Here is a 24,749-nt window from a genome sequence, read left to right on the forward strand (position 1 = left end):
CGTGCTCGATACCCGTATCCTGCATCCGGGCTACGCTGTTACCTTGAGGCGGCGTGCGCCCCTATTATCTACCCGTTAATTTCTTTTTCTGATGTCAAAATCCAAGCCTCCCGTAGCGCTGGCTCAGTGGTACAGCTTCCCGGCTGACCCACTTACTCGGGCGTTCATCACGCCGCATATCACCCGCTTGCGCTTGGTCGCGGAACCGGAAAATGTTACGATTATTACCCGCTGTACCAGTTATGTACAATCCGGTGGAGAGCACCGCTACTCATTTCCTGCGGCCGAACCCGTCTGCCACGCCATTGGGATGCAACGTGCCAATGGCAGCCACCTACTATTGCAGGAGGGAGCGATCCTGCAGTTTGCGGAAGGCGTACTCGCCCGCCTCGATGCCATCAATAACCCGTATTGGCGGCGGTTGACTACGCCCCTGATCAGTGCTGGCCCCAGTCCGGAAGCGAGAAGTATGTTGCTCAGCTACCTCCAGCTTACGTTTCTGGAGCCAGACCAGCTGGCCGACTACGAGCAGCAGGCCAACGTCCACGTGCTACATCCCGTCGATACGCTGTTTGATTAATCAGCCTTTCTATCTGTCATGCCGAAATTTCCGGAGCCTGTTCAAACCCTGTACGAAACCGCACTGCAGCACGAGCAGATGCAGAACTGGGGCGCGGCGGCGGCCTGCTACGAGCAGGCCGTGGTGCTGGTGACCGACTCCGCCGAGCTGTGGGCCCGCTACGGCCTGCTGCTGAACAGGAAAGGAGTCAGCAACACGGACGGGCACATCGACCTCTCGGCCGGCAGCCAGGCAACCCGCAGCCCAGCCACCACGGCCGACGAGCTGTACTGGCGTGGAATCGGGGCCATGCTGAGCGACGGCGACGGCGACGCCCGGCACGACCTGGCCGCCTCCCTGGCGCTCGACCCCAGCCGGGCTGACGCCTGGTATCGCTACGCCGAGGCCCTAGCTTTTCCGGCCGCCTATTACGGCTACAACGACTACGCTGTTTCCCGCGAGGGGCAGGCCCAGCGGCTGCAGGCCTACGACCAGGCCTTGGTGCTGGAACCGGCCAACGCGCGGTACCTAGCTGGCCGGGGTGAATTTCACTTGGCCCACGACCGACTCGACAAGGCCCTGGCCGATCTAGACGCTGCCCTGGCACTCGACCCGGCGCTGCTGTGGGCGGCAGGAAGCCGCGCCGTTATCCGTTTCCTGGCGCACGATTTTCGGGGAGCTCTGCAGGATCTAAAGGCCGGTACATCGTTGCGGGGTAACTGGCGGGCTACGCGGGTAGAGCAATATATTCTATTTCCCAACCCGGATCTGGAGCCACCAGCCGAGCGCTGGATTTCCGCGCTAGCGTTGTTCGAGCGGTCTGGCCTCAGGGAGCCGGACACTGCGGAGTACTTAGCTGAACGGGCAGACTATTATCTGGCTCACGGCCTGCCGGAAAAGGCCCTGGCGGATGCTTTGGTAATAGTAGCCCGACAATCCCTGCATGCCCCTTACCGGGAGCTGCTCGTGCGGTGCCTGCTGGCACAGGGGAAGCTAGATTTTAACGCCCTGCTGGCTGAGTACGAACGGCTGGCTGCCCGTTCGCTACCCCGGGTATCGACCAAACGAGACGGTCCGGTTGAAAAGGAGCTGTACCTGGCACAGTTCAAATGGAACCAGACCCGCTGGCGGCATCACGCGGCCTGGGCGGCCTACCGGCTGCGCCGGCCCGAGGCGGCACAAACGCACTTCGGGGAAGCCTGCGGGTTCTTCTTCACCGAGCAGCCCTATCAGGTGAAGCGGGATGCCTTCTTTCGGCTGTACTCGTCCGACGACCTGCAGGAGCAGGAGCAGAGCGCTTGGGTGCCTTTCCGAATGGTGGAGGTCACGGTAGACGAGCGGCCATATCCGCTGGGTGACGTGGCCAATCTTCTGCCGCCGCTGCCGGATCCGGAGTATCTGCGCTGGCAGTTCACGCAACAGTTGCAGCAGGAGCCGGCCGGCCTGGGCACGCAGCGGGCCGCCGCGCAGTGGCTAAGCCAGGCGGCCTGGCAGCTGGCTGGCCCGGCCCTGGGGGAGGCTTGCGAAGCCTGTCTGGAACTGCTGCTACCGGCCGGCTACCATTTTATCCAGCCCCAGGAAACTGCGGTGTTTGAGGCTGCCCGGGAGCTATGCCGGGCCGGGTTGGCACAGTGCCCGGCCTACGCGGCGGAGTTCGGGCTGTTGCGTCGTGCCCTGCTGCGGGCAGAGCTACGCGCTGCCCAGAACCAACAGGATGCTACCCCCGCCGCCATCCAAGCCGCTTTGGATGCCTACGACGCCGGCCTGGCTGCATTGGCGGCGGAGTAGCAAAACGAGTGTCTTTCCCTGTTCAATCTGATAACCCTATACCACGTGACTTGGATTCCCAACAAACTAACCGAGAGCCAACTCCCTTACATACCGCAAGTCACTGTCAACACCGTAGGGGAGTTGTACGATACGTTCATCAAACCGCAGTTGCCATCCGCCGACGTAGTGCGGCACTGGCATCGTTTGCTGCTAAATTACGTGACCCAACCTGACGCCATCTTGTTTGTGCGTCGCTACGCTTCCGCCGACAAGACGGAGTATCATCGGTTGCGCCGTGGGTTTCTCACGCTTGATCCGACCGGTTTTGGCTATGCCTACTGCGACAATTACTTACCGCAACTAATATTCGCACAGGTACTAGCCGGCAACAAGCCAACATTGGCTGAGTTGCAAGAAGCGGTTGCAAATAGGCGGTTTCCGGTTTCTGTCCGTCTAGCAAAACCGGAAAGGGCTCAATCGGCGTTCGGATGGACTACAGCGCCTCCTTTTGGGGAACGGGGCTGGAAGTTGTCCCATCTGCATCACGTCAATGCGCACTACTCGTTTGACTATCGCCGTACAGTGGATGAATTGTTTCCCCGGGGAGAGTACAACTGGTGGGGTAACCCGGACAAGGTTTATCGGCTAACCCAGGCTGTGAGTTCTGACCACCGCCAAAAGATGGTGGCACATTTCCTGCGCGCCGTGCATCCGGCAAACTACTTCCTGAGCCCGGCCAAAAAGTGGCAGGCATCGGGTGGGCAGGATGTTGGGGAAAACCTTCTGCTGCTGACCTACGTGCAACAGCGTTTTCAGGAAATATACGGGGATGTGCTGCTGGAACTGGAGCCATTGCTGTTGGCAACGGAGTTGCAGGGCGAATGGACAGCTCCCGAAACCCCGCTGGAGCTGGTGGTGCGGCGGCCGGTGAAAGGCAAGAAAACAGGGGTGATTAAGCCAGAAAACTCTGAAAGTGCAAAGACCCGGCGGACGGTGAGAATGAAACCATACCCCATCACATATTCTATCGGTGACGGGCCGGAAGTTGATGAACAGGCGTTTCTGCAGCAAGTTTTGGTGACTAAATATGCTACCATCACCCGCCACTTTCATGACGGGACAGCCAGTATCGAACTGCCCTGGAATGCACGTGACCTAACGCCCTCCTCAAACCTGACAAATAATCTGCGCGGCCGTTTCCGCACGGTGGCACAGAAGGCAAACATTGCTCGGCTCCACGTAGCAGTACGGGCAGTGGACTGAAATTGTCCTGCGGCCGTACTCTCCCCAATTTTCTCCGCGCAAACAGGCTGCTGCCTAGTGAGTCACTTCCCTCTTCTACCCATGAGCGACCCCATTAGCCCCGACCAAATTCAGCTGCCCGATACACCTGCCGAGAAGCGGGCGGCCCTGCAGCAGCTGCTGGTTCTCTTCCCCGACACACTACCGGATCATGAGATGGAGGAGTTGATACGACGGGCGGTGTCCGTGATTCAGCCCGGCTGCCGCTCGGCAGCGGAGCTCAACTCCCGGGCCACGGTGCTGAGTGAGGAATTCGGCTACGTCCTCACCCCAGCCCAACTGACCACGGCTCTGCTGAGCTTGCTGTTCGCCCGCGTGCCCGTTTCGGTTGAGGATGAGCAGCAACTCACTGCACTGCTGGTCAAGGAATCGGGAGGAGTGGTTGGCTATGATGCCGACCAGGTGCCCGGCGGCAGTGGCCCCTTCGGCATAGTGCCGACCAACCCCGTACCCGTGGCCGGCATCGTATCGTCAGCGTTGTACCTGCGCCGTCTGCGCCTGCCCGATGGCCGCCCGGTAGAGTGGCGGCGCACCGGCTCCCGCACTGCGGCAGGCATCGATAATCCCGTGGACTGCTACCGGGTCACGGACGCCAATAATCAGTTGGTAGCGGAAGTGTTCATTTCGCCTTACCATCAGCGGATCTCCGGCCGCGCGCCGGCAGGCCTCGTGCTCAGCCCGCTCCGGCCGGAAAGCTGGTTTGAGTAGTGAAGGCTGCTGCCGGAGCTGCTCAGCGGCGCAGCAGCGGCTCTAGCTCGTGCAGGCAGTAGTAGGTATACAGGGCCAGCGGCGTGGTTTCCTCCAGCAGCACGGGGTCGAAGTCGCCGCAACAGTCGTAACGCTCATCCACCAGGGCCCAGCCTGTGGCGTAGTCCACCTCCACGCAGCCGTTGGCACAGAGCCAGGCCAGCTGCAGCAGCTCGGCGGCGGCCTCCCGGCCGGCCTCATCCAGCACAACGTACTGACCCAGGTGCTCGTAGCAAGCAGCGCGCACCGCCGGGGAGAGCTCATCCTCGTCGTAGGGCACGTAGTCAGCGAAGTCCAGGTCGTCAACCATAAACAGTCCCCGGATGCCGGCCTGTTTCAGCACCGCATCCAGCGCCCGCTCGTGGTAGTCAGCCTCCTGCCATGCGTCCGGAGCAGCCGGCTGAACCGGTTGGACGGGGCTGTCGCTCTCTTTCTGTAGGCTTGCCAGCACCTGCTGGCAGCGGGCCTGCCACCGGAGCAGCTGCTCCGTATCGGGGGGCAGCAGCTCCGACTGCTGGTTGCGCCAGCTGAAACCGCCAGCCTCACCGGTACCGCACAGCACCAGCTGGTCAGCGTCCGCCTCAGGGTCTTCCCAGCTCCAGGTGCCGTTGGAGTGCAGCGCCAACTGGCGGGAGCGGACGGGCAGCAACAGGGATTCCCGGCCCGGACTGTTGAGTTCCCATAGGTCCGCCAGTGCCTGCTCAGCCCACCAGTCGGTGGGGTGGTAGGGAATGTCCTGGTGCAGCCGCAAGCCCGGAAAGTCGCGCTGCAGGTCGCGCGGGCCCCGCTGCGAGCCCTGGGAGGCGTAAGCCAGCTGCTGACCCATATCCAGCATTCGGTAGCCGGCAAAGCAGGCTGGTACGCACACCGGCAGCACTATACGGCCGTCGGGAGCCAGGATGCCGTAGCGACGCTCCTGGCGAAACCCGTAGAATCCGTGGCCTAAGGGCCAGACAGCGTCGTACTCGGGAGCCAGCAACTCCTGGCCGTTGCAGAGCAGGCCGAACCGGCCGTGTTGGGAAAACACAGTGAACTGAGCTGAAATCATCGGAGAAAGGAAAAAGGAGTGGAGAAGAAGGTAGAGCAAAAGCAGCGCGCCTGGCCAGGTTCCGCGGTGCTGTGGTGCTGTCCTAATATAGCCGGGGCCGGAGGGTTTTGTTACCACCTAGCAACGGGCATATACCAATATATTACCGGGCTCAGGAATTGTTACCCGTTCATGGTCTACTAAGGTAAGCCCGAGACCCCGGATTTGTTACCCAGGATGTGCTCTATGCTAAGGTAAGGTCACCAGGCCGTTATTGTTACCCTTCGCCCGACCTGGTCTTACCTGTTCTCCGCGTGAGTTGCTGATACAAAGGTTATTGCTGGCGTTATGCCTGCCATTGCCGATATTTGACCTTGATAGACTTTCTATTCCCGTATCGTTATGAGTTCCTATGTTAGACAGTGGATTCGGCAGCCTTCCGGGCAAATCGCGATCGAGTGGCTGTGTGGCGACTGCGGTGATTTTCGTCCGTTCAAGGTGCATGACGTGGACACGCGCGGTAGCTGGCTCAGCGTGGGTTGTATGACCTGCACGCACTGCGGTGCGCTCGATATGCTCTCCAAGGTTGGGCTGGCCAAGCCGCCTTCCGGATACGCGCTGTATAAAGTAGAGTGGCGGGCGACATGCTTTTGCCCGGCCACAGTCCTCGATGAGCCGGCGTATCTGCGGCGCACTGACGTGAAATTCCCACCCCGGGCCGTGCACGTAGTGGCCGCATCCCGAAGTCAGGCCCACCGGGAGGCTTGGGCTCACCGGCTCGACGATCTGAGCGGCTTCGAGTGCCTGATCGATGGGAAGCCATATTTGCCCGAAGCCTGAAACTGGCTCTTCCCCGGTATTCATCCTGCTGCCTGATGCTGCCCACCTTCCGCCCCCTCTTGCTCACTTTCCTGCTGGCCTTGTTGCCGCTGCTGCTGGGCTTTGCCGTTAACTCTGCCGCCCCGCACCCGCCCACGGCGGCCCGGGTAGCCGGCCGCTGCACTCGCTACTGCCACGACCACGCTTGCCCGCACGCCTTGCCAGCCAACAGCCCGGCCTACTTCCGGCTGCGCCCACTCTACGGGCTTACTATCCGGGTGCTGTCAGCCGGCGGGGGCGGCCCGATGTACGTGCTGGCCAACCTGCTCGTGTTCCTGGTGGGCATCCCGCTGCTGTTGCTGCACCTGACCTACGCCGTACTGCGCGACGCCCGCGCCATCCGCCGCCAGCAGCAAACTACGCGCTCATGATCGGTTCCATCTTTTCCCTGCTGCTGCGTCTGGGCCGGCTGGCCTACTGGTACTGCGTCGACTTCATGGTGAACCTGGCGGGTCTTACCGGCACGAGCTACCCCGAGGCCAATACCTGGATTCTACTGCTCCTGATTCCGGGGCTGCTGACTTTCCTGCTAGCCGTGCGACTCTGGCAGCGCCGCCGGCTAAGGCTGTGGAAGCCGGCCGCCGAATAGCCGAACAGTCGTGCGGCGAAAGGCTACCAAGGCCAATCCGGCAAACCGTGACCGTGATTTACTTTTTACTTTACTTCTGATAAGGTTTACTTATCGGAACTAAACAGTATCTTCGTTCATCTTCCCACAAAGTCCGGCCACTTGCCTGCCGTAGCTCCAAGTAGACGCCTATGAAATCCGTTGCGCTCACCGTTCCGTCCGCTCCCTTGTCGGCACTCTCCGAGCAGACGGCCCGTTACGTCGAAGCTGGGTTGCAGGGCGCCCCCAATACGGCCCGGGCCTACGCCTCCGATCTGCGCCATTTCGCCCACTGGTGCAACGCCAACCAAGTGGAGCCGCTGCCCGCAACCGTTAGCACGCTGGCCGGCTACGTGACGTATCTGGCCGACGCCGGAAAAAAGATGGCCACGATCCAGCGTCATCTGGCCGCCATCAAGAAAGCGCACGTGCTCCGGAACCTGGATGCGCCTACCGGGGAAAAGCAATTTAAAATACTGCTCGATGGCATTAGCCGCGTGCACGGCGTGCGGCAAAAGCAAGCGCCGGCCTTTTCACTGGTGCAGCTTAAGCGCCTAGTGCGCGAAATTGACGTTACGACCGCTAGCGGCCTGCGCGACCGCGCCATCCTGCTACTGGGCTTTACCGGGGCCTTCCGCCGCTCGGAGCTGACGGCACTGAATATTGAAAATCTTGAGTTCTCTGAGGAAGGGCTCGTTATTCGACTCGAGCGCAGCAAAACCAACCAGCTAGGCCAGCACGAGGAAAAGGCAGTCTTCTACTCCCCCGAAGCCAAGGTTTGCCCCATCCGCTCACTGCAAGCCTGGCTGCGAGTGCTTGAGCGTGAAACCGGCCCGCTTTTCGTTCGGCTACGGATGGGCCAGCGCTTGACGCAAGACCGGCTCTCGGACAAAACCATTAACGCGGTGGTGCAGCGCTACCTGGGTGACAAGTATTCTGCCCACTCTTTGCGCGCGTCTTTCGTTACAGTCGCTAAGCTAGCGGGCGCCGATGATTCGGAGATCATGAATCAAACCAAGCACAAGACGAGTGCGATGATTCGTCGCTACACTCGTATAGATGATGTTAGGCAGCACAATGCTGCGCAGAAGCTTGGTTTATAAACTATTCGTGAGCTCACAATTTATAGATAGATAATTATGAATAAAACAATCATTAGCATAGCTATACAAACCACTATAAAACTAATTTTCTTTATTATTTTGCTTACTTTGTTGGAATAGGTTTTCAATCGAGGACTTAACTCGTGGACTTTTTAGCATGATTGCTACTGTTTCCAAAAAGTCAATTTTATTCACCCCCTTGGCTTCGCGACCATCTATAACGCAATAAATATCAACTGGAAATCGACCTTCTGATTCACCTTCAACTACATTTAGAATCTTTCTTCTAAAATTTCCCAATTTAGGAGCAACAACATAGAGAGTATATATAGCCACAATTTTTACCGGATCACCCTCTTTATATGAGTCAATAGCATCTACATCCATTTTTAATTCCCCACCAGTTGCTTTTAGCAACTGATCTGATTGCGATATTAGTAGATTGTATGCAGACTCATCTGCTGACTTAGAGAAGTCAAAGTTTTTCCAAATGTTTTCCTGATTCATGTTCATTAGAATTTTAATTTTAAAATCACAGGCAGATGATCAGAGTAAACCTCTCTATCTGGTCGATTAAAAACTTTTGTGATATCCTCTCCACCTATATTTTTTATGATCTTCAAAAATGGATCATCAAGATACGATTTTAATCTAGGTCGCATTATTATTTGATCGTATATATTCCATTCATGTGAAATATGTCCAGGAGTCCGATAGTAGTATGTGCCATATTGTCTATTGATATCACCAAAGAAGCTCCACATTGGGTTATAGAAAAATTCATAGAAAGTCCCATCTATATCTCTCCCTTTCGGAGTTTTAATAGCATACTCCAAATCCGATAAAGCATTCAAACCATTTGCAGCAACTAATCCATTTTCAAATGGATTCATATTAAAATCGCCTATTAAAATAGTATTTTTACATTTAGTTTGTTCCTCAACAACAAGTATGTCTCTAGCGAAATTTACACATTCAAGGGCCAAACTAGCTTCAGACCAAGAGGTTTTTGAATGAAAATGAACAGCAAATAAGTTTAACTCGATAAGAGAATCTATAGTTAGCTTATGCGCGGTCCATCGAGTTGATTTATATAAATGACTTTTATCTTCAAATGAAGTATTTGAATATCTAGAAATAACGGTTAGTTTATCTTTAGAGCACTTAATTATTGAATAACTATCCCTTACTATCGTATTTAGCTTAGTTATAAATGAAAGATTGATATCATCTCTAGTTTCAGCAAGACAAATAATATCTAATTGACGTTCTATGGTAAGCATAACCATATAGTCACTAAGATCTTTTAAAAAGATCTTATTATTCTTTTTTTTAGGCTTAGATTCTATATTCCAAAAACCAATATTCATATTATCATAAATTAAATTACAAATAACGCAATGATGTTCACAAAACAAATTACTATATAAGAATCTGTGCTTGAAACCTTGAATATTAACTAAGCAGACAACTCATAACTTTCTCGAGAGAGAGTTATGAGTTGTACATGCATCAGTAAATATAACGACAATAGAATCATTTAAAAATTTATTCAACGTCAAGACTTAGTCCAAGCTGACGGGCAGACTCCTTTATCACCTTGTACTCAGGGCTGTTTTCGGTCAATGGATTTGATGCGGTGGAGCGGCCTTTGATTATAATCTCTATCTCCACGTTGTTCTTGGCCAACGGAAGAATAAAGCTGGTAAAAAGCTGATTGTAGTTCTCCAAAGGCACTTTCCCGGAAACAGTTACCGACCGATAGACCGAACTACCATTCGGCGACGGATTAGGGTCAGGCTGCTGTCCTGGTGTGGGAGGAACTCCGCCTGGCTGATATCCCGGATCAGGGGTTGGTCCTGACTGAAGAGTGGGCGTATCCGCCGGCTTTAACGATTTATCGACGAGCCAATAAGTTTGATCGGTCACGTCAAACATTGGAACTAACTCCCCTAAGTAGATCTTCGAAAATGTGATGCCATCCCCAGCGGCAATGGCAAGCTGTCCCTGCTGACAGTAACGCAGTAGACTGTCCTGCACTGCAGCTACCTTAGTAATCATAGGCTTGTCATCAAAGCGCAAAAAGGCTTCGTAGACCTCTCGGGTTCTTAAGGGCTGTTCGGGAGTCGGAAGCAAGTTGTGGCGGCCGAGTGTCTGATAGCCTACGCTGTCGAGAAGCCACTCTTCCTCCTTTAACAGAGCTGGCAAATTCTGGTTGAGCTGGTTATCTAGAGCAGAACTGAATTCTTTAAAGGACAAATGCTCCGCTCCGCCTTTGATTGAATATTTAACAACGACGGAGTATGCTTTGACTAGCGAGGATTCAATCTCACGAGCACAGTCATCAGAGCGACGTTTAAGCTCTTCTTTCTGCTCTTTTTCGAGTTGGCTACTATATTCTGAAATAGTATTTTGACATGCCAAGTAATCCCGCACATCAGCGCGGAGTTTGGTGGCACCCATGGTATTGCAAAGCAAGAACAGTAGAGTATTGCGGAATATTCGCTCACTGTTGCCTCGCTTGGTAGCCATGGCTTGAATGTGCTTCACGGTATCCTTATCAGGACTACCTCCAGTAGCAACTGAATAGTCTGGGTGGAGCACTATCAAAGTAGGACGCTGCTGTTCAGGCACATCGTCAAGGGGATTAGGTAGTAGGTTGAAAACCTGAACCAACCTCCTCTTCTCCTCTATGCGACGCAGAATATCAGCATTGACGGCCGGGTCTTTGATCTCATTCTTAGCCTGATTGATCAGGATGTTAATGTTGGGCTTGGTATGGAACCAGTAGCGCCTAGAACTACCACTTTGGGTGTAGTAAAGGTAATGGGCATGTTCTTCGAGCTCATCAAGAGCACTGTTAACCGTGTTTGGATTATAGGCAGCTGGTTTTAAGACATTGAGCTTAATTTCAGGAATGCTCAACCCCTTATTCGAATTGTCACGACCAAAGGAGTTTAGCAGCACTGTGGCGGCAATGCCTTGGGTGAGTTCCCACTGGCGGTATTCGGGGCGAGCCTGGTCAATTTTAAAGGCATTTGACGAGGAGCCAGCTACGTCGGCGGTAATGACTGCGTCGTAACCGCTGCCGTAGAGTTCCTTAATTTTACCAGTAATCGGATCAAGGTTTTGTAGCCGTGCGTCGGAGGTGTGGATGATTAAGTTTTGGCCAGGCAGTGACTGGTGGCGCTTCCACAAGTCGCTGAGAATGGCGGCCAGTAGGCGCAAAGCACCGCGGGTGCGCTGGAAGTTGTGGTGACTGGCCCAACGTAGGCGGAATACATCAATTAGTTCGGGGTGGAACGGGTAGGCCTTGTGCATGAGTGCACGGTACTCCGATGAGTTAGCGTGGCGGGGTAAGTCAGCGGCGGACTGCTGGTAGAGCGACTCGTATTGATCAAGGGCAGCTTGGTGTAGGGAGGTGCTACCTAGTTCATCAAACAGGCGTCTACGGATAACCTCAAAAATTTCTTCGTCGGCAACGGGTTGGGTATCGGAGCCAACGCGGCTGACCCGCTTCTGCAGAGACTCTAATATCTGCTGAGCTTGAGGCGTATTGCCAACTTCTTGGGGGCTAACGGGCAGGGTGATGACAGCAACGCAGTGGTTAGTACCAGCAACTGCTTCGGTTAATTCCTGTACGAAGCTGATAGTTTGGTCGGAGAGAGTACTCCCCCCCACTATACGGGCTGAAGCCTTAACGCAATAATCAGCCAACTCATCAATTAGAATTAGCGAGGGCCCTTTGCTCCGGTAAGCCAACGCTAGCACTTGCGTGAATAGGCCTGCCGGAGCAATAAGCTGTTCGTCATTGGGTCGAACAAGCTCATAGCCATCACGACCAGCCAGCTGATAAGCAAGTTCCCCCCAGATGGTTTGAAGATGGATGCCGTCTTCAGGGTTGCGGCCTCTGGCAGGGTCGTTGGTAGCGTTAGTAAAAACTGCAATACTAGCCTGTTGGAAGTTAGGAGTTCCAGTTGCGGCCACCAGTTCGGCAGTATCGGCGGAGGTAGCAGCTCTACTGCCTAGGCGGCAAAGGTGTAGCAGGGAAATCAGGGTATGCGTTTTACCGCCTCCAAAGCCGGTTTGAAGAGACATGACGCGGTTCTCGGCATCAGCGGCACCATTAAGGCCTTGTATTACACGTCGGGCGACAGATTTGAGCCCCTGAGTGAAGTAGGTTTTGGAGAAGAACAGGCCCGAGTTAGTATACATGGCCCGGCCGGTACCTAGTGCTACTTCAGTGAGGTTGGCCGCGAAGACACTCTCGTCCAGACGGCCTTCTCGGATATCAAGATGGGGCGTGACGACGTGAAACCAAGCCCGAGGTCCACTAGGAGCGGCGACAACGGGAGTAGCTACGGCAGCAGTAGCTGGTGTTAGGGTTTGGAGCTTCTGCAATTCTACCTCCAGCTCGCTCATGCCTAGCTGCTTGGCAATAGCCTTCATATGAATCCAAGCCTTGGATGCATCGTCTTCGTCAATAGGCTGGAAATGGGCAATCTTGTGGCGAACATCGGTGATTTCGCCGAGCCAAGTGGGCAGTTTATTGACAGTGCGCTGAAAATCGTTACGAAGTATTTCCTTTAGTTGAAGGGAAAACGACGGCAGGTACTGAAAATCAAGCAGGTTCTCAGGTAAGGTACCTGCGCGCTGTCCGTCATTCCAGGATTTGCGCTGCCCTTCGGATAAACCTCGAACAAAGTCACCTGGCCACGTCTCGCCGTAGTGCCGCTGGAGCACCGATACGGCATAAGGGCGGAAACCGTCGATGAACAGACCAAGGCTTTTATACAGGTTGTCCTGCTGAAATTGGGAGATGGGCATAACCTAAATTAGAGTGCGAGTTGACCTTGGACAGTGACGGGGCGCTGCTGCTGGAGTAGGATAGCTTCGCGCAGCACGCTTTCCTTGTCGGCGAGTAGGCCGAGAGCTTGAGTCTGGTCGTCTGAGCCAGCAGGCAATACCTCGACTAGTGCCGTGAGCACACGCCAGAAAGGCTGCTCGGCAGTGGAGGCCACGCGTAACACGTATTGGAGTAGCTGCTGACGGTTACCTGCCTTATAAAGCGCTAAGGCTCGATGGACTTCATCAATGAGAATGCTGTTTTTGGTTTCACCCAGATTGCGTGCAATAGCCATTCGCTCAGCGAAGCCAGCAAGGGTGAGCTTCTTGCCCTTCATGAGGAACAGATGTTTGGCTTCAAGCTCAGACACGTTTATGGTGAGGCCCACGCGGCTGAACTTGGCTGCGTCGTCAAAATCAGCTTCGCCAAAGCCGTAGAGCTGTAGCCAGGCTATGTAGAATTTGGTAAAATCATCACCATTAAAGCCTTTGAGCAAAGCAAGAAAGGCACTCTCACGTGCTAATTGCAGCAGTTCTGCAACCGATACTTCACTTCCGTCGGCTTTCTCCACGCGTTCATACTTGCCAAAAACACTAACAGCTTGACCGAAACATGCTGTCAACAAATCAGCTCCTCTGAAACCCATTCGGTACAGCTCTTCTACTTCATGCTGCACAGTGGTTTCAATTTCGCGCTTCACCTCTTTGAAATTACCATAGCCCGACCGAACAACTGGGCGACAGGAAACAGTCACTGAGGAGGACAAGAAAGCCTTATCTGTCTTTAAGGCACTTGTCATCTCCGTATCATTCGCCCAACTGCCAGTAATGTTCATGTTAGCCCCTAGGATGGAATTACAAAGGGTAGTCCATGCCTCAGTACTCTGATGGGCAAACATTATACTGACCACATCAGACGTTTGCTTTTCTATAGCGTCAAAAATCTGCTTTAGCTTTTCCGCAAAATGCAAATCAGCTGCCTTTGCGCTATTACCATGATGGTATTTCAAAGCAGTACATTCATCGACTTTAGGAGTCTGAGGGAAAGCAAAATTTAAGGGAAAGATATCCCCTAAAGTTCGTTTGAGCCAGACGTAGAAAAAGTCTGATAAGTCAGCATAAGCAATAACATCGTAGTAGGGAGGGTCTGTAACTACAGCTGTTAAGTACTTAGCAGGGAACTGGGAAGCGTCACCGCTTGAAGCGTTATTGCAAATGGTTGGGAATGGCGATTTGCTTTCACTCTCAATGTACCGAGTTATCCAATCCAGTTGGTTGAGGGCGCTTCCTGTACTGTCACAAAAAGGGTTAGACTCAGGGTAATCAAAAACCATAGCGAAGGCCTGTCTACCCATTGGCCTTTCTAACTTCTCGCCCCCTGTATGCCAAATGCCAAACGCTGTATTAACGATTGCAATTCTATCAATAAGAATCGCAAGGTATGTTGCCAAAGCCTTGCCATAATCATCCTCACCTGCTTTAACTTCTGATTTAATTTCATTTAACGATTTCAGAAGGTTCTCCAGCATGAACAACTGCCGCTTAGAGAATACTTGGCCGTACTCTAAGTAGCCCCAAGGGCATATGTCGAATTGCTTTGTATTGCCTTTGGCTAGCTTTTCAGTAATTACCAATGACGAGGTCGGAACACTACTTGCAGCCGTAATATCTGCTTTAGTAGGTAGACGGTAAGACTTACCATCTCCATTACTTTCGATAACAGCAAGCAATCGTTCCTTGATACTTCCGTTCAAGAACTGGTTTTTTAACTCCTTATTTGAAGTTGTATTGCCACAGCAAGGACATTTCAGGTTCTTTCTATTTAGAACCCAAGCTTCCACATTGCATTGACCTTGCTTTATTTCAAATGAAATATCAGTACCGTCGACAATAGGGTTTAGATAGATTTGTTTGCTGTTATTCTTGCCTACGATATTACATAAGTAAAAGCTTCTCAGAAGCGGTATCTCAGCACGACAAGATGGGTTAACGCAATCAGCTGTCCGCGCCCAATAATACACAACTGGCTTTTGGCCCTTATCATTGACAGGGTAATATAGCCCACACTTGTTTTCTGTGAGCTTTATTAGTTTTCTCGCATAGAAGCTAACATCAAAAGCAAGTCGGTTAGGCAACGCAACTATCTCCTTATGTTGACCAAGGAAGTTATTATCAGCTTCATACCTGCGCAACTCTTCAATTCCGTATTTTTCAACAAACTCTTCACGGCTAAATGAAATAGGTTTGCCAAAACGCTGGGGAAACTCTAGGCTACCGCGCTGAATAACATGGGCCACCGGATTGATATCATTACCAAAGGACCGGCACCCTAAACGGGCTGCTTCCAAAGGTATAGCACCTCCCCCAGCGAATGGATCAAATACGCGAGGCATTCTATCAAGGAAATCCTCGATTGCCTTGTTCAACACCGCTTCTTTACGCGTCACATCTTCGGCTTCCAAGTGCCTGTCAACTGTACTATACAGGGACTTTTCAGCATCTACAATAGCCTGATTAGCAGCATCAAATTCCTTTAAAAGCTCTTTTGCATTAAGTTCATTGGATGCGTTATTAGCAACCCATATCAATTTGCGGGCACGTGTAATAATTGCGTCATCATTTTTACTCTCCCAACGTATGAGACTGTTCGGATTTAAAAGTTTTTTAGGAACTGTACTGCGGCCTTTTTCCTGATTCTGAATAAAATCATCAGAGAACTTGCCTATAAACATAAGCAACCTGTTGCGAGCAGTATCCGGCAGTGAATCAGCCGCCGAGGTATAAGGAATATCATCGTAAGGCTTGTATGGATCGATTGAGATACCCGAAGCTGGGCTCAGCAATAACTCCACTGCTTCCCGAAAAGCAGCAGGGCAGTTAGGATCATCTGGATCAGGAACAAGCGACGCAAATACTGATGCGCGACAAACAGGGAGTGGTCTTCTGGCCCACCACAAATGCAAATTAGAAATGTGTCCATGCCTGATGTAGTTGTCGCGCACACTTTCGGCGGACACCTCCTTAATGGGCATAGCTACCTCAATGAGCTTTTTATAGGCTGAAGCGGTGTTGGTCATATTATTCGTACCTCGGAGACTTCTTTCGAGAAGCCAGCAGCCGTTTTAGGCAAACAAGGTTTTAGGAGCTGAAAGTGTAGATTAAGCGAAAGTGGAGAGCCCGTTAGACCGGCGTTGAAGCTGGCATTGCCTGCAGATGCGTCTGCCAGACTTTCATGGGCAAGAAGTACTGGATGCCCTTGAACTTCTGCTCAAAGTTCAGGGTATTGGCGGGATTTTGAATGCGGAACAGCTCCGGCGAGCTTTTGCAGTTCACCACGATGTACAACCAGGCCGAATCACCCAGCTGGGCCAGCCGGTTCCGCTCATTTTCGGTGAGCATCACGCTGCCATCCGGACCGCTGCGGCCTTTAACTTCCAGGTAGCGCTTAAGCCCGTGGGGACCTACGCTGCGGATGTCATAGCCTTCGTTGTTGGCCGAAACATCGTGGGGCGTCCAGCCCTGGCTTTCCTCGTAGGCCATCACCGTCGCCATTGCAATGGCTTCGGCTTCGTCGTCTCGGCTCATGCCGTAGTGGCCGGTGTATTCCACTTGCGACAACGGAACAACCCAGGCGCAGCCCAGTACCTTTGGTGGCTTCGGAGCCAACTGCTGCATCTGGTGCAGCTCTCGGAGGCGCTTCTGCTTGCGCTCGGACAGCTCTCGGATGCGCTGTTGCTTGGCATCGAGCTTGTCCTGTCCCCGCGTGTCGCCGAAGAGCATCTTCTGCTGCAGCTCCTGAATTTGCCCCGTCAAGTCGAGGATTACCTGGGTAAATGCCGTTTCGAGGTATTCCCGGCGCTTATCGGCATCGGCCTGGACGCGCTCCTGCGTTTCCTGCAGCTGGGGCATTGTAATTTGCTCAAAGCTCCATTGCACGACCGAGTCCTCGCTGATGGAGGCCGGCGGCGCGATGGTTTTAGCAAACTGCGTCGGGGGGTGCAGGTCCAGGAACTTAGCCGGGGAGGTAATCTGAAAATCGCCGCCAGGCTTCTGGTGCACGAGTAGCAGCCGCTCGTCGGCAATACTGTCGCCCGCCGGTGCGGCCGGTTATCGGTCAGCTGCGACTTGACAAAAAAGGCGAGGTACTCTTCACTGTCCTCGGGGGATATGAGCACCGTGCCCTTCAGCATGTCGCCGCGGTATTCGTTACGCACCACACTGACCAGGCTGTCAAAAATGGGGTTACCGGGGTTGATATAGTGAATCTTGCCCAGGATTTTGCCCACGTCGCCCAGGTTCTGGTAATCCAAAAACACCTGCTTGTCGAAGCAAAACTGCAGCTGCTGCACCGTGCTTACTACCAGATTATACTCCTGCTTCAGGCACAGCGCCAGCGACTCCGGAATGGTGACCACCCGGAAAATATGCGGCCGAATCTCCTGATAACTGCCTCCCAGTTGCTGCAGGGCCCGCTCGAAGAACAAGCGCACGTAGATGGGCTGCAGGCGCTTCTCGTCGGACTCCTCCTTTAGCTGGCGGGCCCGGGTGTAGTTGACGGTGCTGTGCGCGAGCCGGTCGCGCTGCTCCTGAATCTTCTCCTTAAAGCGCGTTTTGAGTGTATCCGTGTCCTGGGCCAGCAGATCATCCAGTGCCGTATGCTTGCCGTGCAGCACCGAGTCAATGATGGCGTCAAGGTTCACGTTCTCCAGCACGTCCTGAATCACGTCGTACACCCGGTCATCGCCCATGCTCTCACGAATCGTGTCGAGCTTGGTGAGCAAACGCTCCAGCACCTGACCCTCGCGGGTGTTGCCGGCCACCATGTTAAAGACCAGCACGTCCTGCTTCTGGCCGTAGCGGTGGATGCGGCCCATGCGCTGCTCCAGCCGGTTCGGATTCCACGGAATGTCCCAGTTGATGAGCAAACGGCAGAACTGCAGGTTGATGCCTTCGCCGGCGGCATCGGTACACATCAGAATCTGGGTCTCCGGCTTGGCGAAGTCCCACTGGGCCTGGCGCCGCTCGTCGACGGATTTGCCCCCGTGGATGGTGGCCACCTGGTAGCCGTTGTTTTTCAGTCGCCCCTCTAGGTAGTTGAGCGTATCCTTGTGTTCAGTGAAGATGACGAGCTTCTCGCCACCGATTACATTCTGGCTCTTAAGTAGTTCTTTCAGCTTCTGGAACTTGCGCTCCTCCTGGTTGCTTTCGTAGAGATCATTGGCCAAGTTGTAGAGTCGCTTCACTTCCTTGGCCTCGTCCTGCAGTTCCTGCAGGCTCTTGGCCGTAGTGAATAGCTTGAATTTGCGCGGATCAGCCAGAATGGTTTCCAACGCTTCCCGCTCGTCGTCCTCCAGCTCGTCGTAGTCCGTGATGTCGTCCACGTCGATGCCTTCCAGCTTGTGGCGCTGCTGCCAGAGCGTAGGATTCTTGGCTATATCGTCCACGACGCCTTGTAGGGCGTTCATGCGGTGCGACAGCGTCCGCCGGATGGCGTAAATCGAGCTGACCAGACGGCGCTGCATCACGGTTAAGGCCAATGACACATGGATGTTGCGGGCTTGGGCCGCGTCTTCCTTGTGGCGGGTCAAGTAAGCTGTTACTTCATCGTAGAGGTGCTTCTCTTCCGGCGTGAGGTCATACGCAACAGTCCGAGTGAAGCGATCCTTGAACAAGGCATGCCCATTCCAGTCCTTCATGTCCTCCTTGAGGCGACGAATGAAGAACTTATTCAGCCCGCCTTTCTCATACTCCTTAACCCGAGAAGATGCCGTCTCTTCGGTGGCAAAAATATCCTCGTCCAGCAGCTGCAGCAGCTTTTTGAACGTATCCTTGCGGCCCCGGTGGGGCGTTGCCGTGAGCAGCAGCAGGTGCTCGGTTTGCTCGGCAAGCTTGGCCGCCGCTTCGTAGCGCTTGGAGCGGTACACCCGGGTAGCGTACTCGTAAGCCGAGAGCTTGTGGGCTTCGTCAATGACAACCATGTCCCAGTGGGTGTTACCCACCACATTAAGCACGTCCTCGCGGGAGATGAAGTCAATGGACGCCACAACGCGCTGGGCAGTGCTGAAGATATTTGGGTCGGCTGTGAACAGGCTGCGGTTGACCAGGGTGAAGGGGATGTTGAACTTCACCGCCATCTCGTCCTCCTGCCACTGCTTGGTCAACCCGCCGGGGGTAATAATCAGAATACGCTCAACCAATCCGCGGGACATCAACTCCTTAAGCAGCAGGCCAGTCATGATGGTTTTGCCCGCCCCGTGTCGTCAGCCAGCAGGAAGCGAATCTTAGGCATGGGCAGCAGAAACTTGTAGACCGCCTCCACTTGGTGAGGCAAGGGGTCCACAATGCTGCAGTTCACCGCGAAAAGCGGATCAAAAAGGTGGGCGGAGTGAATCCGTTCGGCTTCCGCGAAGAGTGCAAACCGCACGGGGTCGCCACCAAAATCAAACGAGCCTTCGTCCGCGATTACTTCCAGCGCTTCAAACTCAGCCTGGGTAATTACGCGCGTATTCGCTAGTTGGCTGTTGACACCGGTGTACGACAAGGAGACCATACCACCCATGGGCAACACCTTGTTGATAATAACCGATTCACTGTGAATAAGATTGGCAACAATCTGCCCTTGCTGGATAGCCATAGGTAAGGAAAAAGGCTCCTAATATAGCTTAAAAAAAGCCTTATAGGTGCAGTTTACAGGATGGTTTGACATTTCGAGATAGGCCAAAGTACCGGCTCGGTAAATATACCCAGCCGGTACTTTGGTCTCAAGAATTCAGCTGGCACCAGGCGCACTCCGGCTTCCCACACCCCTGCGTGAACTCCCGGTTGCGAATGGCTCCGTGCACCGCTTCAATCTGCGCCAGCACCGCGGCTTCGTCCGCCGGCGTCACGCGCACGTACTCGCGCTTGTGCTCCGCCGGCTGGCCAAGCTCCGGTACCGGCTCCACGTACTCAAAAGCCACGGAGGCCGGCGTGAAGCGCCGTTCAGTGTCGTGCTGGAGCAGCAGGTAATAGAAGACGGCCTGGCGCCAGTAATCCCCACCCCGAGCTTTTTCATCGGCCCGCCAGTCCGCCAGCGTGCCCGCCGCAAATCGCGCGGGCAGCCGTTTGGGCTCATATTTCTTCCACTTGCTGGTTTTGTAATCCAACACGTCATGGCCGCGCCCATCGGGGCGAACGTCAATGCGATCGAGCTTGCCCGTAAGCTGAATACCGCTGCCGGGTAGCGTAGCCCGGTGCACCGTATGCTCCACCACCGAACTCGTGGCCCACGCCGCCGCGTGGCGGGCGTGGTAGGCTTGCACCAGCGCCAGGCCATGCTCACGGGAGCGCTCGTAGGTGGCCTCCGGCAACTCGTGGCGCACGCGACGGAAGTGGTCTTCAAAACAGTCTGCCATTGCCTGAGCCGAAGGGAAGCCCGGGCTGCCGACGGCCTGGGCCTGCCGAAAGCAGTGCTCCAGCGCGTAGTGGATGCTGTTGCCAAAGAACAGGTACTCCGAGCGGGGCGAAGGGACCCGCAGCACGTGCTCGTAGTAGAAGCTCACCGGGCAGCGTAAGTAGGCGTTCAGGTGAGTGCTGCTCAAAGCGTAATCGCGCAGCAGCTCATCCAGCAAGGCTGCGTCCGGGAGCGTAGCCGCGCCGACGGGCGGGGCAACAACTGCTGCTGGGCTGCCTGCAGCTCTTCCGGCGTGAGCTTAATGGCCGTGCGCGTTAAGCCGGCAGCCTGCACCAGCTCGTGCAGAAACTGGCATTCCGCCAGGGGCTTGCCATCTTCGGCTTGACCGCTGGTGCACAGCACTAGGTGCTCCTGGGCGCGGGTGATGCCCACAAAAAACAGGCGCCGGGCCTCCTCTACGGCGGTTTCGCTGGCCAGGCGCAAGGAAAGCGTGTCGGGTATTTTATACGTGGCCCCCGTGAAATTTTTCACCCAGACTTGCTGCTGGCAGCCAATCAGCCAGACCCGCTCGAACTCCAATCCCTTAGCCCCGTGGGCCGTGAGCAGCTGCACACCGGCATTGGCCGAGCCACTCAACTGTTCCAACACCAGGCCTTCGCGCATGCTGGCCAGCATATCCCAGACGAGCAAAAACTGGGCGAGCCGCTGGCGGGGATTACGCCGCTCTTCGGTCCGCACGAACTGCAATAGCGTGTGCATCACGTCAAGCAAGTGGCGGGGTTGGGCATGCACGGCCAGTTGATAAGGCTGCAGCTTCTCCAGGCAGATGCGTTCAACCAGCACGGCCACCGGCAGGCTAGCGGCCGCCGAAATCCAGCGCTCCAGCTGCTGCACGGCCTGGGTCAGGTACAATTGAGTTTCCGCTCCCAGCTGGAGCTGCGCGGCCAGCTCGGGGCTGTCCACGACCCGGAGCAGCCATTCGCGCCAGCTCAGGGCCAGCTCACCGCCCAGGTTGCGGTTGTGCTGTCTCAGGCCGGCGGCCAGACGCACGCACGCAATGGGCGCAAGCTTAAAGCAATCCAGGTGCAGCAGCGAGAACAGTTGGCCCTCCCCGCGTGGGGTCGCTCAGTTTCGGCGGCGACGTAGGCCAGAATCAACCGCAAGGCATGCGCCACGGGCTCTTCCGTGAGCACATTCACCCGGCGCTTGCGGGCAAAAGGCACGCCCCGGGCGGCGAGTAGGCGGGCCAGGCAATCCACCTGGCCGTGGTCTCGGCTGATGACCGCGCACTGGTGCAGGGGGAAACCCGCTTGCTGCAGGGCCTGCAGTTCCGCCGCGATGTGCGCTGCTTCGTGCAGGGGGGTGGTGTAGCGCCGCAGCTGGGGCTGAACATCACTGGCGGCAAACTGCGCATGGCGCGGCATCAACTCCTTGGTCAGGCCGGGAATCTGCCTTACCAGTCGCTCCTGGTTGTAAGCGATGAGAGTGGAGGCCAGCTGCAGAATGGGCGCGGAGGAGCGGTAGTTTTCCTCCAGTACGACTACCGCCGCGTCCGGGTAGCGCCGCGTAAAGTCGAGCACGTTGGCCACGCTCGCTCCCTGAAAGCGAAAGATGCTCTGGTCGTCGTCGCCCACGGCGAAGAGGTTGGGATTTGGCCAGTACGCCGCCAGGTGGTGCAAGATACGATTTTGCGCCCCGTTCGTATCCTGGTACTCGTCCACCAGAATGTGTTGGTAGCGCTCCTGGTAGCGCTGCAGTAAGCCCGGCTGCTCAGCAAACGCCTGCAGGGTCCAGCCCAGCATGTCGTCGTAGTCGTACCGGCTGCGGGCCTTCAAGGCCGCGCAGAAGGGGTCAAACAGCTCCGCGGCACTTGAGAGCACTCCCATCCGGTCAATTTCTTCCGCTACCAGCTCTGGCTTCATGTCGCCCGCGGCAATGCCCCGGGTCGCATTGGCCTGCTGGTACTGAAAGGCCGGCCGATTGGGAATGTCTTCGATGTAGGCCGCGATAGCTGCCTGGACCTCCGCCGGGCTCCAGCCCTCGTGCTTCATGGCCGAGAACAGCTGGCGCAGGCGCGGCACCTCGTAGTAGGCCGCCGCCCCAACCCGCCGCAGCCGGTGGCCGGCCGGCAGACCGTCCACCAGTGCCCGCAGGATTTCATCAGTTTCCAGCTCCGATACCGGCGCCAGGTCGTGGTAGCCGAAGTAGTCGGCGTTGTCCTGGATAAGCTGGTGACTGAAGCTGTGAAAGGTGTGAATGGCTACGTGGTTGGCCTCCGGGCCGATAAAGCGCAGCAGACGCTCCCGCATGTTGTGGGCCGCCGCCTCAGTATAGGTCAGGCACAAGATTTCCCGCGGCTGCACCTGCAGGTCAGGGTGCTGCAACAGCCAGCCCACCCGGGCGGCGAGCAACTGCGTTTTGCCGGTGCCGGGGCCAGCGACGACCAGTACGGGGCCATCCGGATGTTCGACGGCGGTACGCTGGGCTTCGTTCAGGCGGGCCAGTTCAGCGGCAAACGCCTTGGTAGTGTAAATGGAGCGGGGAGCGGGGTAGCACTAAACATATTGAAAAAGGAATTGGTGAAAAGCCTAACCAGTGCTGATGAGCAGGAGCGCTGCAGTAGCTGCTGGGTACCGTTACCCTTTTCGATAATCACGCCATCCAATACCTGCATCCTATTTCAAACGACTAAAAATATTGCAACGCATTTATTTTCAATATTTTACCAACAAAATCATTTCACTATTAGGGTGTTTAACCAGAATACGCTCTTAAATTTTTACCGCAATTTATGCGGTAACACCTCCAAAGATGCGGTACTCATTGAGCCTTAAACCAGCAATACTCGCTTTATTTGCAGTAGGCGACTAGTGCATGCAGCCAAGATGTCGCGCCCGCTTTTTGCACTTCTGTTATCCAGTCACTCGACTTCCTTAACTCAGCTGCTAGCTCTTATAAGGTCGTTTTTCTGCTTTTTGATCCCCTCGCTGTATCCCCCATGAAGCATTACTTCATTTCCTGGCTCGCGCGCAACAATGACTTTGTCGACCAGCAGGGCCAGCGGCAACTCAACCCCCAAGGTCCCACCCTACAGTTTCACGAGCACTTCTTTACGCGCGGCCATTACTCAGCTCACTTGCTGCTCTACTCCTCTGCGGATCAGAAAAAGGATGCACTGCAATTAGCGGACGAAATCGTCGCCCGCTTCGGGCATAAAGTGACGCCGACGCTGCTGGAGCTATCCGACGTTATCGACGTGAATGCCATCCGCAGCCGGGTGGAGACCTGGCTGCAGCAATTTGCTGAGCATGAACTGACGCTCTACTTCTCGCCCGGCACCTCGGCCATGCAGCTGGCCTGGTACCTGGTACACCAGCAAGGGTGTTGCGCACCCACCTAGTGCAGACCCGGGCCGGCAAGTTCAGCGCCAACGGCAAGCCCGAAATCCTGACCATTGAGGTAGAGCGCACGGCCACGCCTGTGACCGCGATTCTGCGCCAGCAGCAGCTTCAGCTCACAAGCGCGGTCCCAGAAACCCAGGCCACCGATTACTTCATTGGGGAAGCCCTGCAGCCCGTGTACAATCGGGCGCGGAAGGTGGCTCAAACCGACAAGGTCACCGTGCTCATCCGGGGCGAAAGTGGTACTGGCAAGGAGCACTTAGCCCGGTATGTGCACCAGCAGTCGGGGCGGGCGGGCAAGCCTTTTCTGCCCATCAACTGTTCCGCCCTGACGGACTCGACGCTGGAGTCGCGTTTGTTTGGCTATTGCAAAGGCGCTTTCACCGGCGCGGAGAAAAACACCAAGGGCCTGTTTGAAGAAGCGCACGGCGGCACCCTATTCCTGGACGAGATTGGCGACATCTCCCCCGCCCTGCAGCTGACTCTACTGCGGGTGCTGCAATCCGGCGAAATTCAGCCCTTGGGCGGCACGCCGCGCACCGTTGACGTGAGAGTCATTGCGGCTACCAATGCGGCGCTGGAGGAGCGCTGCCGCGCCGGCCACTTCCGCTGGGATTTATTCTACCGCCTGGCCGTGGCGGAATTGGAACTACCGGCGCTGCGTGACCGGCCGCGCCCTGATCGCGAGCAGCTGCTGGCCTGGCTAGTAGCTTTCAAAAGCCGACAATTGCAGCATGAGCCACTGCGCCTGGCCGCCGGCGCGCGGCGCCAGCTCCTGGATTACTCTTTTCCGGGGAATGTGCGGGAACTGGAAAGCGTCGTGGAACACCTGCTGGTTTTCAGTGAGCCCGGCGCTACCGTCGAGCTTGAGGACTTACCGACCCGAATTCGCACGACAACTGCCCAGGGCGACTCCAGCAGCCTGTTACTGGAAGACGTTATCGGGCAACATATCTGCAAGGTGCTCACGCACTGCGGAGGCATTAAAAGTCGCGCCGCTCTGCTGCTAGGAGTAGAAGAACGTAAGGTGCGCAAATACCAGCTGCTGATGGAGGGCACCCCACCTTCTTCCCGTCCAAACGAAAAGGCCCGCCGCTCCACCAAATCGTAATTCCC

Annotated in this window: 22 protein-coding genes; 11 read left to right on the forward strand and 11 right to left on the reverse strand. The window is 55.3% G+C overall.

Translation table 11 applies throughout. From position 1 onward, the window contains the following. Window positions 1-310 precede the first annotated feature (310 nt). The 4 genes from ACN19L_RS23640 to ACN19L_RS23655 all read left to right on the forward strand — a co-directional run bounded on the left by ACN19L_RS23640 (window position 311) and on the right by ACN19L_RS23655 (window position 4,339). The gene (locus tag ACN19L_RS23640) at window positions 311-580 is read left to right on the forward strand and encodes a hypothetical protein (RefSeq protein ID WP_426491237.1); all 270 of its coding nucleotides are present in this window, start codon (window positions 311-313) and stop codon (window positions 578-580) included. 18 nt (window positions 581-598) lie between these two features. Next, window positions 599-2,347, forward strand: a complete 1,749-nt coding sequence (locus ACN19L_RS23645) for a hypothetical protein (protein ID WP_426491355.1) — start codon at window positions 599-601, stop codon at window positions 2,345-2,347. A gap of 45 nt (window positions 2,348-2,392) precedes the next feature. After that, window positions 2,393-3,592, forward strand: a complete 1,200-nt coding sequence (locus ACN19L_RS23650) for a hypothetical protein (protein ID WP_426491356.1) — start codon at window positions 2,393-2,395, stop codon at window positions 3,590-3,592. An 81-nt stretch (window positions 3,593-3,673) separates the two neighbouring features. Continuing rightward, window positions 3,674-4,339, forward strand: coding sequence for a hypothetical protein (locus ACN19L_RS23655; protein WP_426491240.1), 666 nt, complete (start codon window positions 3,674-3,676; stop codon window positions 4,337-4,339). A 22-nt stretch (window positions 4,340-4,361) separates the two neighbouring features. Here the strand turns inward: ACN19L_RS23655 and ACN19L_RS23660 are convergent, their stop codons facing one another. Continuing rightward, entirely contained in the window at window positions 4,362-5,426 is a 1,065-nt protein-coding gene (locus tag ACN19L_RS23660; protein WP_426491357.1) for a hypothetical protein, read from the reverse strand. 552 nt (window positions 5,427-5,978) lie between these two features. Here ACN19L_RS23660 and ACN19L_RS23665 point away from each other — a divergent pair. From ACN19L_RS23665 to ACN19L_RS23680, 4 genes are all read left to right on the forward strand, one after another. Continuing rightward, window positions 5,979-6,245 (forward strand): hypothetical protein, encoded by a 267-nt coding sequence (locus tag ACN19L_RS23665; protein WP_426491242.1) that lies wholly within the window; start codon window positions 5,979-5,981, stop codon window positions 6,243-6,245. A gap of 35 nt (window positions 6,246-6,280) precedes the next feature. Beyond that, window positions 6,281-6,655 (forward strand): hypothetical protein, encoded by a 375-nt coding sequence (locus ACN19L_RS23670; protein WP_426491243.1) that lies wholly within the window; start codon window positions 6,281-6,283, stop codon window positions 6,653-6,655. Then, window positions 6,652-6,873, forward strand: a complete 222-nt coding sequence (locus ACN19L_RS23675) for a hypothetical protein (protein WP_426491244.1) — start codon at window positions 6,652-6,654, stop codon at window positions 6,871-6,873. The genes ACN19L_RS23670 and ACN19L_RS23675 overlap by 4 nt, the downstream gene beginning before the upstream one ends. A 206-nt stretch (window positions 6,874-7,079) precedes the next feature. Next, window positions 7,080-7,994 carry a site-specific integrase gene (locus ACN19L_RS23680; protein ID WP_426491245.1) on the forward strand — a complete coding sequence of 305 codons (915 nt, stop codon included), beginning with the start codon at window positions 7,080-7,082 and terminating at the stop codon, window positions 7,992-7,994. 81 nt (window positions 7,995-8,075) lie between these two features. On the opposite strand, the gene ACN19L_RS23685 is transcribed toward ACN19L_RS23680, so the two are convergent. The 10 genes from ACN19L_RS23685 to ACN19L_RS23730 all read right to left on the reverse strand — a co-directional run bounded on the left by ACN19L_RS23685 (window position 8,076) and on the right by ACN19L_RS23730 (window position 22,727). After that, on the reverse strand, window positions 8,076-8,501 hold the full coding sequence (locus ACN19L_RS23685) for a hypothetical protein (RefSeq protein ID WP_426491246.1): 426 nt from the start codon (window positions 8,499-8,501) through the stop codon (window positions 8,076-8,078). 5 nt (window positions 8,502-8,506) lie between these two features. Further along, complete coding sequence (locus tag ACN19L_RS23690) at window positions 8,507-9,364, reverse strand: endonuclease/exonuclease/phosphatase family protein (protein WP_426491247.1); 858 nt, start codon at window positions 9,362-9,364, stop codon at window positions 8,507-8,509. Window positions 9,365-9,542: 178 nt separating this feature from the next. Further along, window positions 9,543-12,821: a DUF499 domain-containing protein gene (locus ACN19L_RS23695; protein ID WP_426491248.1), complete on the reverse strand. Its 3,279-nt coding sequence runs from the start codon at window positions 12,819-12,821 to the stop codon at window positions 9,543-9,545. Between the two features lie 8 nt (window positions 12,822-12,829). Further along, a complete protein-coding gene (locus ACN19L_RS23700) occupies window positions 12,830-15,916 on the reverse strand; it encodes a DUF1156 domain-containing protein (protein ID WP_426491249.1) in 3,087 nt (1,028 codons plus the stop codon). A 103-nt stretch (window positions 15,917-16,019) separates the two neighbouring features. After that, window positions 16,020-16,748: a protein NO VEIN domain-containing protein gene (locus ACN19L_RS23705; RefSeq protein WP_426491358.1), complete on the reverse strand. Its 729-nt coding sequence runs from the start codon at window positions 16,746-16,748 to the stop codon at window positions 16,020-16,022. Then, entirely contained in the window at window positions 16,661-19,075 is a 2,415-nt protein-coding gene (locus ACN19L_RS23710) for a helicase-related protein (RefSeq protein ID WP_426491359.1), read from the reverse strand. The genes ACN19L_RS23705 and ACN19L_RS23710 overlap by 88 nt, the downstream gene beginning before the upstream one ends. Continuing rightward, complete coding sequence (locus ACN19L_RS23715; RefSeq protein ID WP_426491360.1) at window positions 19,072-19,473, reverse strand: hypothetical protein; 402 nt, start codon at window positions 19,471-19,473, stop codon at window positions 19,072-19,074. The genes ACN19L_RS23710 and ACN19L_RS23715 overlap by 4 nt, the downstream gene beginning before the upstream one ends. A gap of 127 nt (window positions 19,474-19,600) precedes the next feature. Next, window positions 19,601-20,419 carry a RecB family exonuclease gene (locus ACN19L_RS23720; protein ID WP_426491361.1) on the reverse strand — a complete coding sequence of 273 codons (819 nt, stop codon included), beginning with the start codon at window positions 20,417-20,419 and terminating at the stop codon, window positions 19,601-19,603. Next, complete coding sequence (locus tag ACN19L_RS23725; RefSeq protein WP_426491362.1) at window positions 20,416-21,282, reverse strand: 3'-5' exonuclease; 867 nt, start codon at window positions 21,280-21,282, stop codon at window positions 20,416-20,418. The genes ACN19L_RS23720 and ACN19L_RS23725 overlap by 4 nt, the downstream gene beginning before the upstream one ends. Next, the gene (locus tag ACN19L_RS23730) at window positions 21,261-22,727 is read right to left on the reverse strand and encodes an ATP-dependent helicase (RefSeq protein WP_426493613.1); all 1,467 of its coding nucleotides are present in this window, start codon (window positions 22,725-22,727) and stop codon (window positions 21,261-21,263) included. The genes ACN19L_RS23725 and ACN19L_RS23730 overlap by 22 nt, the downstream gene beginning before the upstream one ends. Between ACN19L_RS23730 and ACN19L_RS23735 the strand changes: the two genes are divergently transcribed. The 3 genes from ACN19L_RS23735 (at window position 22,608) to ACN19L_RS23745 (ending at window position 24,744) form a co-directional block, all read left to right on the forward strand. Further along, window positions 22,608-23,066 carry a hypothetical protein gene (locus ACN19L_RS23735; protein WP_426491363.1) on the forward strand — a complete coding sequence of 153 codons (459 nt, stop codon included), beginning with the start codon at window positions 22,608-22,610 and terminating at the stop codon, window positions 23,064-23,066. The two genes, ACN19L_RS23730 and ACN19L_RS23735, sit on opposite strands and share 120 nt — an antisense overlap. A gap of 164 nt (window positions 23,067-23,230) precedes the next feature. Then, window positions 23,231-23,632, forward strand: coding sequence for a hypothetical protein (locus tag ACN19L_RS23740; RefSeq protein ID WP_426491364.1), 402 nt, complete (start codon window positions 23,231-23,233; stop codon window positions 23,630-23,632). Next, window positions 23,617-24,744, forward strand: a complete 1,128-nt coding sequence (locus ACN19L_RS23745; RefSeq protein WP_426491365.1) for a sigma 54-interacting transcriptional regulator — start codon at window positions 23,617-23,619, stop codon at window positions 24,742-24,744. The genes ACN19L_RS23740 and ACN19L_RS23745 overlap by 16 nt, the downstream gene beginning before the upstream one ends. Window positions 24,745-24,749 lie beyond the last annotated feature (5 nt).

It is taken from the genome of Hymenobacter sp. 102, from assembly GCF_049949205.1.
GTDB lineage: Bacteria > Bacteroidota > Bacteroidia > Cytophagales > Hymenobacteraceae > Hymenobacter.

What these genes read in the sequence shown, in the direction of transcription:
- ACN19L_RS23705 (WP_426491358.1), bottom strand. Translation starts at nt 16,748, where the DNA reads ATGCCCCAGCTGCAGGAAACGCAGGAGCGCGTCCAGGCCGATGCCGAT.
- ACN19L_RS23645 (WP_426491355.1), top strand. Translation starts at nt 599, where the DNA reads ATGCCGAAATTTCCGGAGCCTGTTCAAACCCTGTACGAAACCGCACTG.
- ACN19L_RS23660 (WP_426491357.1), bottom strand. Translation starts at nt 5,426, where the DNA reads ATGATTTCAGCTCAGTTCACTGTGTTTTCCCAACACGGCCGGTTCGGC.
- ACN19L_RS23740 (WP_426491364.1), top strand. Translation starts at nt 23,231, where the DNA reads ATGAAGCATTACTTCATTTCCTGGCTCGCGCGCAACAATGACTTTGTC.
- ACN19L_RS23685 (WP_426491246.1), bottom strand. Translation starts at nt 8,501, where the DNA reads ATGAATCAGGAAAACATTTGGAAAAACTTTGACTTCTCTAAGTCAGCA.
- ACN19L_RS23690 (WP_426491247.1), bottom strand. Translation starts at nt 9,364, where the DNA reads ATGAATATTGGTTTTTGGAATATAGAATCTAAGCCTAAAAAAAAGAAT.
- ACN19L_RS23675 (WP_426491244.1), top strand. Translation starts at nt 6,652, where the DNA reads ATGATCGGTTCCATCTTTTCCCTGCTGCTGCGTCTGGGCCGGCTGGCC.
- ACN19L_RS23655 (WP_426491240.1), top strand. Translation starts at nt 3,674, where the DNA reads ATGAGCGACCCCATTAGCCCCGACCAAATTCAGCTGCCCGATACACCT.
- ACN19L_RS23710 (WP_426491359.1), bottom strand. Translation starts at nt 19,075, where the DNA reads ATGACTGGCCTGCTGCTTAAGGAGTTGATGTCCCGCGGATTGGTTGAG.
- ACN19L_RS23670 (WP_426491243.1), top strand. Translation starts at nt 6,281, where the DNA reads ATGCTGCCCACCTTCCGCCCCCTCTTGCTCACTTTCCTGCTGGCCTTG.
- ACN19L_RS23695 (WP_426491248.1), bottom strand. Translation starts at nt 12,821, where the DNA reads ATGCCCATCTCCCAATTTCAGCAGGACAACCTGTATAAAAGCCTTGGT.
- ACN19L_RS23700 (WP_426491249.1), bottom strand. Translation starts at nt 15,916, where the DNA reads ATGACCAACACCGCTTCAGCCTATAAAAAGCTCATTGAGGTAGCTATG.
- ACN19L_RS23715 (WP_426491360.1), bottom strand. Translation starts at nt 19,473, where the DNA reads ATGGCTATCCAGCAAGGGCAGATTGTTGCCAATCTTATTCACAGTGAA.
- ACN19L_RS23665 (WP_426491242.1), top strand. Translation starts at nt 5,979, where the DNA reads ATGCTCTCCAAGGTTGGGCTGGCCAAGCCGCCTTCCGGATACGCGCTG.
- ACN19L_RS23640 (WP_426491237.1), top strand. Translation starts at nt 311, where the DNA reads ATGCAACGTGCCAATGGCAGCCACCTACTATTGCAGGAGGGAGCGATC.